Source organism: Sinorhizobium sp. BJ1 (assembly GCF_002531555.1).
Classification (GTDB): domain Bacteria; phylum Pseudomonadota; class Alphaproteobacteria; order Rhizobiales; family Rhizobiaceae; genus Sinorhizobium; species Sinorhizobium fredii_B.
Genome location: NZ_NWTH01000015.1, coordinates 33,954 through 48,156 on the forward strand (window position 1 = coordinate 33,954; position 14,203 = coordinate 48,156).

A 14,203-nucleotide genomic window follows, 5' to 3' on the forward strand; every position below is an offset into this window, starting at 1 on the left:
GTGTAGATTTCAGCGCTCTCAAGTTGACACGAATAATCGTTTATTGTATCGATCATCGACAATTAGTTCGGGGGAGCCTTGGGAGGAACAATGGTACCGGATGACGACGGCGCATTTGCTCCGACGACAGAAGATGCTCCATCGTCTTCTGGCTTTCTCGATGACGGCAAAAACACAATTGGGAGCCAGCTTGCATCCCGTCTTCGTGAAGCGATCATCTCCGGCGAGCTTCAGGCCGGCAGCAAGATCAATCTCGACAAGGCGCGCAAGACGTTCAACGTAAGCCTCAGTCCGCTGCGTGAAGGGTTGGCGCGGCTGATATCGGACGGTTTAGTGGAGTTCGAGGACAATCGCGGCTACCGCGTTTCATCAATTTCCTTGGCCAATCTGGAAGAGATCACCACCCTGCGCGAAGAGTTTGAAGTCTTTGCGCTTCGCGAGTCCATGCGGGTCGGCGATGTGGAGTGGGAGGGCAACGTCATGCGCGCGCTGCATCGCCTTAACCGCACCGAGCGCGACGCGGCTCGGCCAGAGACACTGGAGCGCTGGGAAGAGCTCCACCGCGAATTTCATCTGACACTCATATCTGGCTGCGGGAAGCCGATCCTGCTCCATTTCTGCAGACTGCTTCTTAATCTCAACGACCGTTATCGCCGGGTGTTTCTGACCCGCACGTCGGGTGACCGCAACGTCAGCCAGGAGCACAGTGAGATCGCTCAGGGAGCCGTCGCGCGGGATCTGGACTATGCGTGCGATATGTTGCGTCAGCATATTCACCGCACGGGAACCAATCTGCGCAATCACCTCGCGACAAAGGGGATCTTGTGATGACCGTCGCGACGCCAAGACCGGGCCTTGAACTGGGCGTGGCGCATTTTTCATCCATCGCGCTGCCGCCCAAGGAATTCGCCGTGATAGCTGCTCGGGCGGGTTTTGCGTCGATAGGGCTGCGTCTGCACCCCGCCTTTCCCGGAGCCCCTTTCTACGAGTTGCCGGTGGGCAGCCAGAGTGCCCAGGAATTCAAGACAGTTGCCGATGGCGAAGGCATCAAGGTGTTCGATATTGAGTTCTTCGTGATCGACGAGAACTTCGTTGCGGCCTCCCATGAGGCGACCGTGGCAGCCGCTGCGAACATAGGGGCGCGCAGGCTGAGTGTTTGCGGCGATGATCGCGACGGCGGCCGTCTTGCCACAAACCTTTCGGAGTTTTGCGCCCTCGCGGCGCGATATGGCATGTCAGTCGACATCGAAAACATGGGCTGGCGGACGGTAAGAACCTTTGGCGACAGCGTAGCGGTCGTGAATTCCTGTGGAGCAGAGAATGCCGGTGCCCTCGTTGACGGGATTCATTTCTTCCGAAACGGAGCCTCGATCGACGAGCTTCGCGCAAATGCAGGGAAGGTAAAACACGTCCAGCTTTGCGACGTCCGCGGGCCTGCTCCCAAAACATCGGACGCAATGATCGCCGAGGCCAGAAGCGGCAGGCTCGCTCCTGGAGAAGGCGAATTGCCATTGAAGGACCTCTGGGCGGCAACCGAATACGGCGCTGCTATCTCGGTTGAAGTGCCACTCGTCGGGCCGGTGGACCCGGAGGCACATCTAAAACATCTGCATGACAGCGCACTGGGGATTTTGAAACCGGATCATTGATCCGGCGCCGACGCGGCGTAGGCCGGTCGGAGGGAGGAAGTCTTACATGACTTATACGTTTGATTTCGGTGCGGTCCTCGACCGCGCCCCGGAATTGCTATGGGGTTCGCTTGGAACGCTTGGCCTTGCGTTGGCTGGGATGCTCCTCGCACTCGTCATCGGAATCCTGGGCGTTGTTGCAAGGACTTCCAAGAGCGAGATCACGCGCACCCCCGTCATCGTCTTCGTCGAGGTCGTGCGTAATACGCCATTTCTGGTGCAGATCTTCTTCATATATTTTGCCCTTCCTCTCATGGGCATACGCCTCAATCCGACCGTCACGGCGATCATTGCCCTCGGCATCAATGGTGGGGCGTACGCAATCGAGATCATCCGAGGCGGGGTCGAGAGCGTCTCGCGCGGCCAGATCGAGGCAGGTTTCGCACTTGGACTGCACAAGGCGGACGTCTTCCGGCTCATCGTGCTCAAGCCGGCGCTGCGGGCGATTTATCCCTCGCTCACAAGCCAGTTCATCATGCTGACACTGACAACGTCTGTCTGCACGTCAATCGCCGCTTACGAACTGACCTCGGCCGCTCAGCGCATTGAGTCTGACACCTTCCGCAGCTTCGAAGTCTATTTCACGGTGACCGCTATCTACTTGGTTATTTCGACGCTGATGATGGGCCTCTTTGCCCTCATTTCTCGCCACTACTTCAACTACCCGACGCGATAGGAGGCAGCCATGGGTCCCATCGGCGAAAATGAATTCTTCTTTTTGATGCAGGGTTTGAAGTGGACGGTGCTGCTCGCGATCGTGGGCTTCATCGGCGGGGGGATATTCGGAATCCTGATCGCGCTGCTGCGCACCTCGAAGAAGAAGGTCGCCCGGACAATCACCGCAGGCTACATCGGCGTCTTCCAGGGCACGCCCCTTCTGATGCAGCTCTTCGTTGTCTATTACGGCGTTGCGCTGTTGGGCATCGAGGTCAACGCGTGGATCGCGGTCGCAATCGCCTTCACGCTCCATGCCAGTGCTTTCCTGGGAGAGATCTGGCGCGGCTCCATCGAGGCTGTGCCGAAGGGCCAGACGGAAGCCGCCAACGCCCTCGGTCTGCATTATGTCTCGCGGATGAAAGACGTCATCTTGCCGCAGGCCCTGAAAATCTCGATGCCGGCCACGATCGGCTTCCTGGTCCAGCTCATCAAGGGCACGTCGCTAGCAGCAATCGTCGGCTTCATTGAACTAACTCGCGCCGGCCAGATCATTTCAAACCAGACCTATCGTCCGCTGCTCGTCTTCGGGATCGTCGGCGCAATCTACTTCATCATTTGCTGGCCGCTCTCCCATGCGGGAAGTGGCCTCGAAAAACGGATGGCGAAAGCTGCCCGCTAACCGCTTCGCTCGAAGCAAAACTCTTGAGGAGGAGAATAAGCATGCATAACAATCGTAGGAATTTTCTCGGGCTTGCACTGGCAACCGTTGCCTTCGCAGCCGTTGGCGCTGCCGCCGCCTCTGCGGCAACTGTAGAGGAAATCAAGGCAGAGGGCACGCTTGTGGTCGGCATCCAGGGCGACAATGCGCCATGGGGGTTCGTCAACACAAGCGGCCTGCAGGACGGCTTCGACGCTGACGTCGCCAACCTTTTTGCCAAGGAGTTGGGCGTGAAGGTTCAATTCCAGCCGCTCGCCGTTGCCAACCGAATTCCAGCTCTTACGACCGGGAAAGTCGATATCCTGTTCGCAACGATGGCGATGACGGAAGAACGTGCGAAATCAATTCAATACAGCAAGCCCTACGCCGCCAACACGATTTCGCTTTATGCGGCGAAGTCCGACACGGTTACGAAGCCTGAAGACGTTGCGGGATGGGAGATCGGCGTTCCGAAGTCCAGTTCGCAGGATAAGGCAGTAACGGACGCCGTCGGATCCACCGCAACGGTTCGCCGCTTTGATGACGACGCCGCAACCATCCAGGCTCTCATCTCCGGACAGGTAAAGGCGGTTGGCGGCAACCAGTTCTATGGTCAGCGTCTGGATGCGGCGAGTGCCGGCACCTATGAGCGCAAGATTGACTTTCTGACGACCTACAACGGCGTCGGGACCCGTCTCGGCGAGAAGGACTGGAACGAAGCCGTCAACGCCTTCATCGACAAAATCAAGGCCAATGGTGAGCTGGCCGCCATCACGAAGAAGTGGATGGCGATCGATCTGCCGCAGTTCCCGGAATCCATTCCGAACATCCCGTTCACCGTCAATTAAAGCCCAAATGGAGAGTTCCGTGCTCAATTCCGCAAACGATCAACCGACGCTGATTTCCCTTGAGGACGTGCAGAAGTGGTACGGCGCTTTCCATGCCTTGAAATCCATCAGTCTGTCGGTCCGCAAAGGCGAAAAAATCGTCCTCTGCGGGCCGTCAGGCTCCGGGAAGTCAACGTTAATCCGCTGCATCAATGCCCTCGAAACGATCGAGGACGGCAAGATCGTCGTCGAGGGTCAGGTACTGGACGGAAGCACCAAATCCGTCGATGCGATACGGCGCGAAGTGGGAATGGTCTTCCAGAGCTTCAATCTCTTCCCGCACATGACCGTAATTCAAAACTGTACACTCGCCCCGATGCGTGTTCGAGGCACAAGCCACACTGACGCACAGCGACTGGCTCGAAAATATCTCGAGCGCGTTCGAATCCTTGACCAGGCCGAAAAGTATCCTGCGCAGCTATCCGGCGGGCAACAACAACGCGTTGCCATCGCTCGCGCGCTCTGCATGGAGCCGAAGGTCATGCTCTTCGACGAACCAACCTCTGCCCTCGATCCTGAAATGGTGAAGGAGGTTCTCGACACCATGATCGGGCTCGCCCGTGACGGCATGACGATGATCTGTGTCACGCACGAAATGGGGTTTGCCCGCCAGGTCGCTGATCGCGTCATCTTCATGGCCTCCGGAGAAATCGTCGAAGAGGCCGAACCGGAGATCTTCTTCAAGTCCCCCAAGCACGAACGCACGAAAACCTTCCTCGGCGAAATCCTTGCCCACCACTGACGTTCGAAAGCGATACCAATGCACGACAAGAAATTCCTCGTGGGACTGATCGGCGCCGACATCCAGATGTCAAAGTCCCCGGCGCTCCACGAAACGGAGGCTCGACATCAGGGCTTCGATTACCGTTACGAGCTTCTCGATCTGGCCGAGCGAGGCCTTCCTGCCTCGGCGCTACCGGACCTCCTCGACGAGGAAGAGCGGCGCGGTTTTGCCGGAAGCAACATTACACATCCGTGCAAGCAGTCGGTGATCGCCCACCTCAGCCGCCTTTCCGAGGATGCAGGGATGCTCGGTGCGGTCAACACCGTGGTCTTTCGTGACGGCGAGAGGATCGGCCACAACACTGATTGGTACGGTTTCTACGAGAATTTCCAGCGCGGCCTTCCTCACGTCGCGAAGTCGCATGCCGTCCTGCTTGGCGCCGGCGGCGCCGGTGTCGCCGTGGCGCATGCCGCAATCAAGCTCGGTATTAAGCGATTATCGATCTTTGACCAGGATTCGACACGAGCAGAAACCTTGGCTGGGCAGTTGAACGATCGGTTCTCAAGGGATTGCGCTCGTGCCACGACGGATGTCGGCAGCACCCTGCGCTCCGCGGACGGCCTTATTCACGCGACACCGACGGGTATGAAGAGCCATCCTGGTTTGCCGATCGACCCGGAATGGCTGCTGCCACGGCATTGGGTCGCCGACATCGTCTATATGCCGCTCGTCACAGAGCTCCTTGCTCTCGCCGAAAGAAGAGGCTGCCGGACCCTTCGGGGCGGCGGCATGACCGTCTACCAGGCAGCAGCGGCTTTCGAATTATTCACCGGGATAGCACCCGACGCAGAGCGCATGTCCCGTCACTTTATGGACTTGTGCCGCCTGTCGGCTTGATGGGGAGATCCCAAATGCCGCATATCATTATCGATTATAGCCGGGGCGCAGGCGAGCATGTAGCCATGGACCGGCTCACGCTGAGCGTGCATCGCTGCGTTCGCGATGGCGGCCTTGTGAAACCTTCCGCCGTGCGCACGCTTGCGCGGGAGGCGACATACTCCTGCGTGGGCGATGAGCATGTCGATAATCATTTCATCCAAATTATCGTGCGGATGGCACCGGGTCGTGCTGCAGAGACCAAGCAGAAGCTTCTCACTGCCGTTCTCGACGCCGCGCGGGCGATCGCCGCGCCTGCTCTCGAAGCGGGAAGGCTCGGCTTGCGCGCAGATCTCTACGAGTCGGACCCTGATTTTGCTGTTCAAGCAATCGCGTTCGTCTGACCGGGACAGCGTGCTCAAGAAGGAAAATATACTATGAGCCTGATCTACGTTCTCAATGGACCAAACCTCAATCTGCTTGGCAAACGCCAGCCGCACATCTACGGGCATGAAACGCTTGCAGACGTAGAGGCGGACTGCCGCAAACTGGCAGCCGAACTCGGCCATGAAATCCGCTTTCATCAGAGTAACCGGGAATACGAGCTCATCGATTGGATTCATGAGGCGCGCGAGGACGGTGCGGCCATCGTCATCAATCCGGCAGCCTTTACCCATACCTCACTCGCCATCCTCGACGCTCTGAACACATTTGAAGGGCCTGTGATCGAGATCCACATCTCCAATGTGCACAAGCGCGAAAGTTTCCGACACCATTCGTTCGTTTCGCACCGCGCGGACGGCGTGATCTGCGGCCTTGGAACAGAAGGATACCAGCTTGGCATCCGGCGCGCGGCGACAATGATCAAGGCGGCGAGCAAGGGCTGAGGTGACCATGACCCAACGGGTTAAGCTGGCCGTACTTGGCGCAGGCCTCATCGGTAAGCGCCATATTCAGCACGTCCTGGCCGAGCCCTCGGCGCAACTCAGTGCCGTGGTCGATCCCACGCCGGTTGGCGAGACTATTGCCAAGGAAGCCAGCGTGAAGTGGTTTACAAGCTTCGCGGACATGATTGCCGCAGACCGACCTGACGGGATCATCGTGGCTACGCCCAACCAGGCTCACGTCCAGAACGGGTTGGAAGCTGTTGAAGCCGGCGTTCCCGCACTCATCGAGAAGCCTATCGCCGACGACATTATATCCGGGGAAAAGCTGATCGCAGCGGCTGAGGCAAAAGGTGTTCCTCTTTTGACCGGCCATCACCGCCGACACAATCCGGTGATGCAGAAGGCAAAGGAAATCATCGAAAGCGGGAAGCTCGGCCGCGTTCTTGTTGTCAATGCGATGTTCTGGCTGTTCAAGCCCGACGATTACTTCGACATCTCGTGGCGTCGTGAGCGCGGTGCGGGGCCGGTTTTCCTCAATCTCATCCACGATGTCGATAATCTGCGTTACCTTTTCGGCGATGTGGCCGCGGTTCAGGCACGCGAGTCCAACGCGGTGCGCGGCAACGCAGTTGAGGAAACGGCTGTGATCCTGATCGAGTTCAAGAATGGAGTCTTGGGAACTGCGACAGTCTCGGACTCGGTGGTCGCACCGTGGAGTTGGGAGATGACAACCGGAGAGAATCCGGCCTATCCCAGAACCGAGCAATCCTGTTACATGATCGGAGGAACGCACGGGTCGCTGGCTGTTCCGTCGCTCGAGGTCTGGCGCAATCCTGGTAAACGGAGCTGGTGGGAGCCACTTGACCAAAAGCGTATCGAGGTCGACGACGAGGACCCGCTCGTCCTGCAGATCAGGCAATTCTGCAAGGTGATCCGCGGAGACGAACCGCCGCTTGTCAGCGGGCGTGAGGGGCTCGAAACCTTGAGGGTAATCGATGCGGTGAAACGCTCGGCGGCAACGGGAGAACGTATTGAGTTGAACTGATGCCTGAGCAATGTGTAACGCAACCGCCTGCTCGCCCTTCGCGTCTCCTTGCATCCGATGCGACGAGAACGCCGAGGCAATACCGACGAACGAGCAGTGCGGCGGTCCTGTTTTCGAGCGCTCCTGTTCGAGACCGCTGGCAGTTAAGCCACTTCGACATTCCTCAAATCGGCTGCATGCGCCGCATGTCGGATAGCTGGCCACGCTCGACTTAGACATCGCCCTTCTGGCGCCGAGGATTTGGCCGATGGCCGTCTGCGTCACTGCCCCGCTCTGTCTTCGCCGCCATCGAAACGCGCCCGCTTCCGGCAACGACGCAACGCTTCATCGAATTTCTGGGTGACTGCTTGGAGCCGACTAAGGCGAGAAATCAACGTCCGCCTTGAGCGTACCTTTTTGTCATTCGGTGCTTCGGTCCGGATGTCCGCAACGGGTCGATTGCGTCAGAGCACTTCTTCGCGCTCCTGATCCGGGCGTAGCCCCATCATGTGCTGGAACGGTCAAGGTACTTCCACGATTGCGGTGTTCACCTAAACTGGACGCGTAAAGGGGCTCGCCTTCAATTACTGCCCCATACGCCCATCAGCATCTTGAGAAACCTTTCCGCCGCCGGCGACAAGGTGCCGCCGCGACGGCGGACCACGCCGATGGTGCGCGATATCTCGGGATCGCCAATCGGGCGTGTGATCAAGAACGCATGGTCATCCTGCGGGGTCGCCATGCGCGGTAGGACCGAAATTCCGAGGCCGGCCTCCACCAGACCGAGCGAAGTGGACAGATGGGTCACCTCGTAGAACCAACGCAGCTTGATATTCGATTTTGCTAGGGCTGCGTCGAGCAAGGTTCGGTTGCCGCTCGATCGATGAACGGTAATCAGATGGTAGGGCTCGAGGTCTGCCCAGCCGACTGCGGGTTTGGCGGCGAGGGGATGATCCTTGCGCGCTGCCAACACGAAAGGATCTTCTACGAGCCGGTCGAAGATCAAGTCCGGATCCGATGTGCCCGTGATATTTATGCCGAACTCGACCTCACCGCGTGCCACGGCTTGGAGGCCGTCGGTCGCGGGCAGGTCGAGGATACGAAAGCGAATGTTGGGATACTCCTCGTTGAACTGGCGAATGACGGTCGGCAGGAAGTAGAATGCTGCGGTAGGGAGGCATGCGATTGTTACCAATCCGCCTCGATTGGGTCCAACGTCGCGTGCGGCGAACAGGGAACCGTCGAATTCCTCCAGCATGCGCCGCACAAGCGGAATGAGTTCTGTTCCGAGCGCCGTCGACGACACATGCCTCGTCGTTCGCTCCAGGAGGGGCGCTCCAATCGCCTGCTCGAGTTTTTGAATCCGGCGGCTCAGGGCGGGCTGCGACAGATGCAACGCATCGGCAGCGCGATGAAAGCTCTCCAGCTCGACCACGCTCAAGAACGCCCGAAGATCAAGGATCTCACAATTAATGCTCATCTTGCATCAATTTCCCGATTCTTAGAATTTCACAAATCAACCGTACTTCCGATAATTGGATCAAATAGGCCGATTGATACGGCGATGACATAATTCCAATGGAAGCACAAGCGATGAACGACCTGCTGGCGATCCCTTGCGTACTGATGAGAGGCGGCACCTCGAAGGGTCCGTTCTTCCTGGCAAGCGATCTTCCCGCGGCTGCCAGTCAGCGGGACAAGATCCTGCTGTCCGTCATGGGCTCGGGTCATCCGTTGCAGATAGATGGCATCGGTGGCGGCAACCCGGTCACGAGCAAGGTGGCCATCGTCGGACCTGCCACCATCCCTGGTGCTGACGTGGATTACCTCTTTGCCCAGGTGCGGGTCGACCAACAGATCGTCGACACCTCACCGAACTGCGGCAACATGCTTGCTGCGGTCGGCCCGTTTGCCATCGAGGCGGGTCTCGTTCCGGCCCGAGGCGAAACGACGCTCGTCCGGATCCACAACGTCAACACCGGCAAGATGATCGAAGCCGACGTTCCCACGCCGAATGGCAACGTCTCCTACCTCGGCGAAGCGGCGATCGACGGTGTACCGGGCAGCGCAGCGCCGATCGCACTGACCTTCATGGACGCAGCCGGCGCGCGTACCGGACAGCTCTTCCCCACCGGCAAGCCTGTCGACTTGATCGACGGTGTGGCTGTCACCTGCATCGACTGCGCAATGCCGATGATGTTGATCGAGGCAGACTCGATCGGCGCAAGCGGCTTCGAGACGGCGGCCCACCTCAATGCCGATAAGACGCTGCTTGACCGGCTGGAAAAGCTGCGCATCGCTGCTGGCGAACGGATGGGCCTTGGAGACGTGCGGAACCAGGTGACGCCGAAGCCCGTGCTCATTTCCCGGCCAAAGTCGGGAGGCGACATCAGCGTACGGTATTTCATGCCGCATCAATGTCACCCTTCGCTGGCGACGACCGGGGCCGTGGGGATTGCCACCGCCTGCATCAATGAAGGCACCGTTGCTTCCCTTCTCGTCGGCACGCGCAAACCGCCGGTGGTGCTTTCGATTGAGCACCCGAGCGGCCACCTGGACGTCAAGCTTCATGAAAGGGACGGCAAGGTCGTTGCCGGAATCCTTCGCACCGCCAGGCGGCTGTTCGAAGGACATGTCTTCGCAAAACCTGTCACGCAACTGGGTTGCGCGGCATAATAACCGTGGCCGCCGGGAGGGCGCCACCAACAGGAGGAGAATATCATGCGCAAGCTCATGCTCGCCCTCGCGGCAACCGTCGCCTTTGCCGGTTCGGCGTTGGCGGATCCGGTCCGCATCAGCGTCGGCTCTTACAACCTCAACAATCTTCCCTTTCCGGTCGCGCAGGGGCTCGGCCTTTATGAAAAGGAAGGCCTGGAGGTGACCGTCGAAAACTTTGCGTCGGGCGGCTCGAAGACGCTCCAGGCGCTCGTTGCCGGCTCGACGGATATCGCCGTCGGTTTCTACGACCACACGATCCAGATGCAGTCGCAGAACAAGGCCGTCGTGGCGTTCGTGCAACTCGCCCGCAATTCCGGTCTTGTGCTGGCAGGCGGGAGGGAGAGCACGTTCGACCCGGCAAAGCCTGAAACGATCAAAGGCGCGAAAATCGGGATCACCTCACCGGGCTCGTCTTCCGATTTCTTCGTCCGCTATTACCTGCAGCGCAACGGCTTGTCCGCGGACGACGTCTCGCTGATCGGCGTTGGCTCCGGGTCTGCGGCCGTCGCCGCCCTTGAACAGGGCAAGGTCGACCTCCTCGTCAACTACGACCCGGCAGCGACCTTCATCGAGGCCAAGGGCGTCGGCAAGATCCTGATCGACGGGCGCAGCGACGACGGTGCCAAGGCGATCTATGGCGGGATTTACCCAACCTCCGTCCTCTATGCCACACAGAGCTACATCGAGGAAAATCCGGAGACCATCCAGAAGGTCACCAATGCGACGGTCAAAGCGCTCGAGTGGATGAATAGCCACTCCGCGGAAGAGATCGTCGACAAGCTCCCGAAGGAGTTCATCTCCGGCGATCGTGACACCTACATCAAGGCGGTAGAGAACGCGAAGGCGATCTTCTCAACGGACGGGCGCATCAACGAGGAAGATATCAAGACTCCGCTCGCCGTCCTGAAGAGCTTCAACGAAAAAGTCGCGGCGGCTGAAATCGACCTTACGAAAACCTACACGAACGAGTTCGTCGGCAAGGTCCCGAACGTCGCCGCCAACTGACAGGAGGAGGTTATGGCATTGGCCGTAGTAGAAACCGCACCCCCGACGGACAACCCTCATCAAGCAAAGTCGATGGTTTCCCTCGACTCCGTCACCATGGCCTTCGGCGCCTACGTGGCCGTGCAAGATGTGAACCTGAAAGTCTCCGATGGCGAGTTCCTCGCCATCGTTGGCCCCACCGGCTGCGGCAAGAGCACCATACTCAATGCGATTGCCGGCCTGCTGAAACCTGCGAGTGGCACCGTATCAATCGATGGTCAGCCGGTGCGCGGGATCCAGAACGACATCGGTTATCTGTTCCAGCAGGATGCATTGCTTCCGTGGAAGACCGCGATCGAGAACGTGGAACTCGGTCCCATGTTCAAGGGCGTCGGCGCTGCCGAACGTCGCGAGCTGTCGATGAGATGGCTGGCGAAAGTCGGACTCAAGGGGTTCGAGCATCGCTATCCGCACCAGCTTTCCGGCGGCCAGCGCAAGCGCGTGCAGATGGCCCAGGCGCTGATCACCGGCCCCAAGGTCATCCTGATGGACGAGCCCTTCTCGGCGCTCGATATCCATACCCGCCACCTGATGCAGAACGAGCTGTTGCGGCTTTGGCAGGAGGAACGGCGCGCCGTGGTGATGATCACACACGACCTTGAGGAGGCAATTGCGCTCGGGGATCGGGTGGTGGTGCTTGCTGCCGGACCGCGCTCGCGCGTGATCGACAGCTTCCCCGTCGATCTCGAACGCCCGCGCGACGTCGCCGAAATCAAGCTCGATCCACGCTTCATGGATCTTTATCGCAACATCTGGTCGTCCCTGCGCGGCGAAGTGGAGAAAAGCTATGAACGCCATGACTGAACGCTTAATCCAGGTCGTGCTGCTGGTGGTAATTGTCGGCGGCTGGCAGCTCGGTGTCACGGCAGGCGTGATCGACGTCTTCTTTTTCCCGGCTCCGGTCGACATCATGAAACAGATCGTGGCGTGGATCATCGATCCAGGCTTCTATAAGCACGTGTCGATCACGCTCACCGAGACAGTGCTCGGATACGTGATCGGTACCGCCCTCGGCGTGGCGGCCGGCGTCTGGCTGGGGCTTAGCCGCGGTGCCTATCGCATCCTCGACCCGTTCATAAAGGCGCTGAACGCCATCCCCCGCGTGGTGCTCGCTCCGATCTTCGTGCTCTGGCTCGGCCTCGGGCTCTGGTCGAAGGTGGCGCTATCGGTGACGCTGGTGTTCTTCATCACCTTCTTCAACGCCATGCAGGGCGTGCGGGAAGTCAACCCGGTTGTGCTGGCGAACGCGCGGATTCTCGGGGCCAAGCGCTCGAGCCTGCTGACCCACGTCTACTTCCCCGCAGCGGCAAGCTGGATTCTGTCTTCGTTGCGCACTTCGGTCGGCTTTGCCGTCGTCGGGGCGATTATCGGCGAGTATCTCGGCTCCTCCGCCGGGCTTGGCTATCTGATCGCTCAGGCGGAAGGCAACTTCGACGCGGTCGGCGTCTTCGCCGGCATCATCATCCTCGCTGTATTCGTACTGATCATCGACCGCATCCTCGACATCGCCGAGGCCCGGCTGATCAAGTGGAGCCCGCACTCGACCGAGAGCCGGGCTACCTGACGGGCGCCGACGGAGCCGGTCGGCAGCAATGCGGGCCGGCGCCAAGGCGAAAACAGAACTGAGTCTAGCTGAACGCTGTTGCCGCGAGCGTCTGAGCCTAACACAGGTCAAACGACCGAACGCGCCTCGGTCATTGGGGAGAACGGCTATGCAACTCAACGGAATGCTCTACGGATCGAGGCTGCTCGGCTATGTCGACTTCCCGGTGTCCGAGGTGCTCGGGCCTGACGCCGGCGAGGACGCGATCCAGGACCTGATCGCCCGGCACGGGCTGATCTTCGTCAAGCCGGTGTTCCGCGGCGGCGTCGGCAAGAAGGGCAAGGCGGGGCTGATCGGTAAGGCGCGGACGCTCAAGGAGGCGCTCGCCGAAAAGGAGCGGCTCTATTTCGCCGAGCACCGCCACGACAACGCCTATGCCAAGGCGAACGGCGTCACCTTCGAGGCCGGCGTCCCCGCCGAGCACGAGGTCTATTTCGCCATCACCGACGACACGCATTTCCGCGCGCCGACCATGACGCTGACCCACCGCGGCGGCGTGGACATCGAGGATCTCGATAAGTCCGATATCGCCACCGTGCCCTTCGAGGCGCTCACGGGGCTCAAGGCCTTCGTGGTGGCGAACGCGCTGACGGACATTGGCGCGCCGCGTGAGATCATCTCGCCGCTGGTGCAGCACCTGCCGAAGCTCTGGGAGCTGATGCACCACTACGGCATGACGACGCTGGAGTTGAATCCGATCCGCATGCGTCCCGGGCGCGACGGGCGGTTGACGCCGGTGGCCTGCGACTTCAAGTGCGGCTTCGACCGCGACGATCCGCGCGTGGGTCGGCTCGGGCTGCCGGACCAGCTGTTCGCGGCAGACATCTCTGCCTTCGAGCAGGAGGTGAACCAACTCCGCACCCACCAGGGCCAGTCGGACGTCTTCGTGATCAACGAGAGCGGCACCATCCTTGCCCCGACCTTCGGCGGCGGCGCCAACAGCCTCGTCACCGAGGTGCTGGGCGAGGCGGCGATCATCTCGTCGGACTTCGGCGGCAACCCGCCCTACGAGAAGATGAAGGCGGTGGCCTCGATCTGCTACCGGCACTTCCTCGCCCAGACCAACGTGCTCTTCATCATCGGCGGCAAGTCGAACAACACCGACATCCTCGAGACCTTCCGCGGCATGGGCGACGCGCTGCGCGAATATTTCGCCGCGCACGGGCCGACGCCGCTCTACGTCGTCGTAGGACGCGGCGGTCCGAATCTGGTGCGCGGTATGGGCAACCTCGCCGAGACGCTGGAGTCCCTCGGCCTGCCCTACCGCTTCTTCGGCTTCGACAGCGCGATCTCCGAAGTCGTGAACTACGCCAAGCGCGTCGACACGTGGATGCGCGCCGGCGGCCGCGACGAGATCGCCGCGACGCTGGGGCTCAAGGCCGCGGCGGCCTGAGGGGG

The 14,203-nt window shown here is 60.1% G+C and carries 16 protein-coding genes; 15 read left to right on the forward strand and 1 reads right to left on the reverse strand.

Features of this window, described 5'->3' with window-relative positions; genetic code table 11:
* Positions 1-90 precede the first annotated feature (90 nt).
* From CO676_RS18780 to CO676_RS18825, 10 genes are read left to right on the forward strand one after another with little or no spacing between them, the layout of a single operon-like run.
* On the forward strand, positions 91-828 hold the full coding sequence (locus CO676_RS18780) for a GntR family transcriptional regulator (protein WP_097522204.1): 738 nt from the start codon (positions 91-93) through the stop codon (positions 826-828).
* Positions 828-1,649, forward strand: coding sequence for a sugar phosphate isomerase/epimerase (locus CO676_RS18785; protein WP_097522205.1), 822 nt, complete (start codon positions 828-830; stop codon positions 1,647-1,649). The genes CO676_RS18780 and CO676_RS18785 overlap by 1 nt, the downstream gene beginning before the upstream one ends.
* A 46-nt stretch (positions 1,650-1,695) precedes the next feature.
* Positions 1,696-2,364 (forward strand): amino acid ABC transporter permease, encoded by a 669-nt coding sequence (locus CO676_RS18790; RefSeq protein WP_097522206.1) that lies wholly within the window; start codon positions 1,696-1,698, stop codon positions 2,362-2,364.
* 9 nt (positions 2,365-2,373) lie between these two features.
* Positions 2,374-3,024: an amino acid ABC transporter permease gene (locus CO676_RS18795; RefSeq protein WP_085033579.1), complete on the forward strand. Its 651-nt coding sequence runs from the start codon at positions 2,374-2,376 to the stop codon at positions 3,022-3,024.
* Between the two features lie 41 nt (positions 3,025-3,065).
* Positions 3,066-3,890 carry a transporter substrate-binding domain-containing protein gene (locus CO676_RS18800; protein ID WP_097522207.1) on the forward strand — a complete coding sequence of 275 codons (825 nt, stop codon included), beginning with the start codon at positions 3,066-3,068 and terminating at the stop codon, positions 3,888-3,890.
* A gap of 7 nt (positions 3,891-3,897) precedes the next feature.
* Entirely contained in the window at positions 3,898-4,671 is a 774-nt protein-coding gene (locus CO676_RS18805; RefSeq protein ID WP_179875554.1) for an amino acid ABC transporter ATP-binding protein, read from the forward strand.
* Between the two features lie 18 nt (positions 4,672-4,689).
* Positions 4,690-5,550: a shikimate dehydrogenase gene (locus CO676_RS18810; protein ID WP_179875555.1), complete on the forward strand. Its 861-nt coding sequence runs from the start codon at positions 4,690-4,692 to the stop codon at positions 5,548-5,550.
* A 14-nt stretch (positions 5,551-5,564) separates the two neighbouring features.
* Positions 5,565-5,933 (forward strand): 5-carboxymethyl-2-hydroxymuconate Delta-isomerase, encoded by a 369-nt coding sequence (locus CO676_RS18815; protein ID WP_041414727.1) that lies wholly within the window; start codon positions 5,565-5,567, stop codon positions 5,931-5,933.
* A gap of 33 nt (positions 5,934-5,966) precedes the next feature.
* Positions 5,967-6,416: a type II 3-dehydroquinate dehydratase gene (aroQ, locus tag CO676_RS18820; RefSeq protein WP_014766255.1), complete on the forward strand. Its 450-nt coding sequence runs from the start codon at positions 5,967-5,969 to the stop codon at positions 6,414-6,416.
* A gap of 7 nt (positions 6,417-6,423) precedes the next feature.
* Positions 6,424-7,461, forward strand: coding sequence for a Gfo/Idh/MocA family oxidoreductase (locus CO676_RS18825; RefSeq protein WP_097522209.1), 1,038 nt, complete (start codon positions 6,424-6,426; stop codon positions 7,459-7,461).
* A gap of 559 nt (positions 7,462-8,020) precedes the next feature.
* On the opposite strand, the gene CO676_RS18830 is transcribed toward CO676_RS18825, so the two are convergent.
* Positions 8,021-8,920 (reverse strand): LysR family transcriptional regulator, encoded by a 900-nt coding sequence (locus CO676_RS18830; RefSeq protein ID WP_097522210.1) that lies wholly within the window; start codon positions 8,918-8,920, stop codon positions 8,021-8,023.
* Between the two features lie 113 nt (positions 8,921-9,033).
* Here CO676_RS18830 and CO676_RS18835 point away from each other — a divergent pair, with 113 nt between their 5' ends.
* The 5 genes from CO676_RS18835 to CO676_RS18855 all read left to right on the forward strand — a co-directional run bounded on the left by CO676_RS18835 (position 9,034) and on the right by CO676_RS18855 (position 14,198).
* On the forward strand, positions 9,034-10,116 hold the full coding sequence (locus CO676_RS18835) for a 4-oxalomesaconate tautomerase (RefSeq protein WP_097522211.1): 1,083 nt from the start codon (positions 9,034-9,036) through the stop codon (positions 10,114-10,116).
* Between the two features lie 45 nt (positions 10,117-10,161).
* Positions 10,162-11,163 carry an ABC transporter substrate-binding protein gene (locus CO676_RS18840; protein ID WP_097522212.1) on the forward strand — a complete coding sequence of 334 codons (1,002 nt, stop codon included), beginning with the start codon at positions 10,162-10,164 and terminating at the stop codon, positions 11,161-11,163.
* A gap of 12 nt (positions 11,164-11,175) precedes the next feature.
* Positions 11,176-12,006 (forward strand): ABC transporter ATP-binding protein, encoded by an 831-nt coding sequence (locus tag CO676_RS18845; RefSeq protein WP_097522213.1) that lies wholly within the window; start codon positions 11,176-11,178, stop codon positions 12,004-12,006.
* Complete coding sequence (locus CO676_RS18850) at positions 11,990-12,766, forward strand: ABC transporter permease (protein WP_097522214.1); 777 nt, start codon at positions 11,990-11,992, stop codon at positions 12,764-12,766. The genes CO676_RS18845 and CO676_RS18850 overlap by 17 nt, the downstream gene beginning before the upstream one ends.
* 148 nt (positions 12,767-12,914) lie before the next feature.
* A complete protein-coding gene (locus tag CO676_RS18855; protein ID WP_097522215.1) occupies positions 12,915-14,198 on the forward strand; it encodes an ATP citrate lyase citrate-binding domain-containing protein in 1,284 nt (427 codons plus the stop codon).
* Positions 14,199-14,203: the final 5 nt, after the last annotated feature.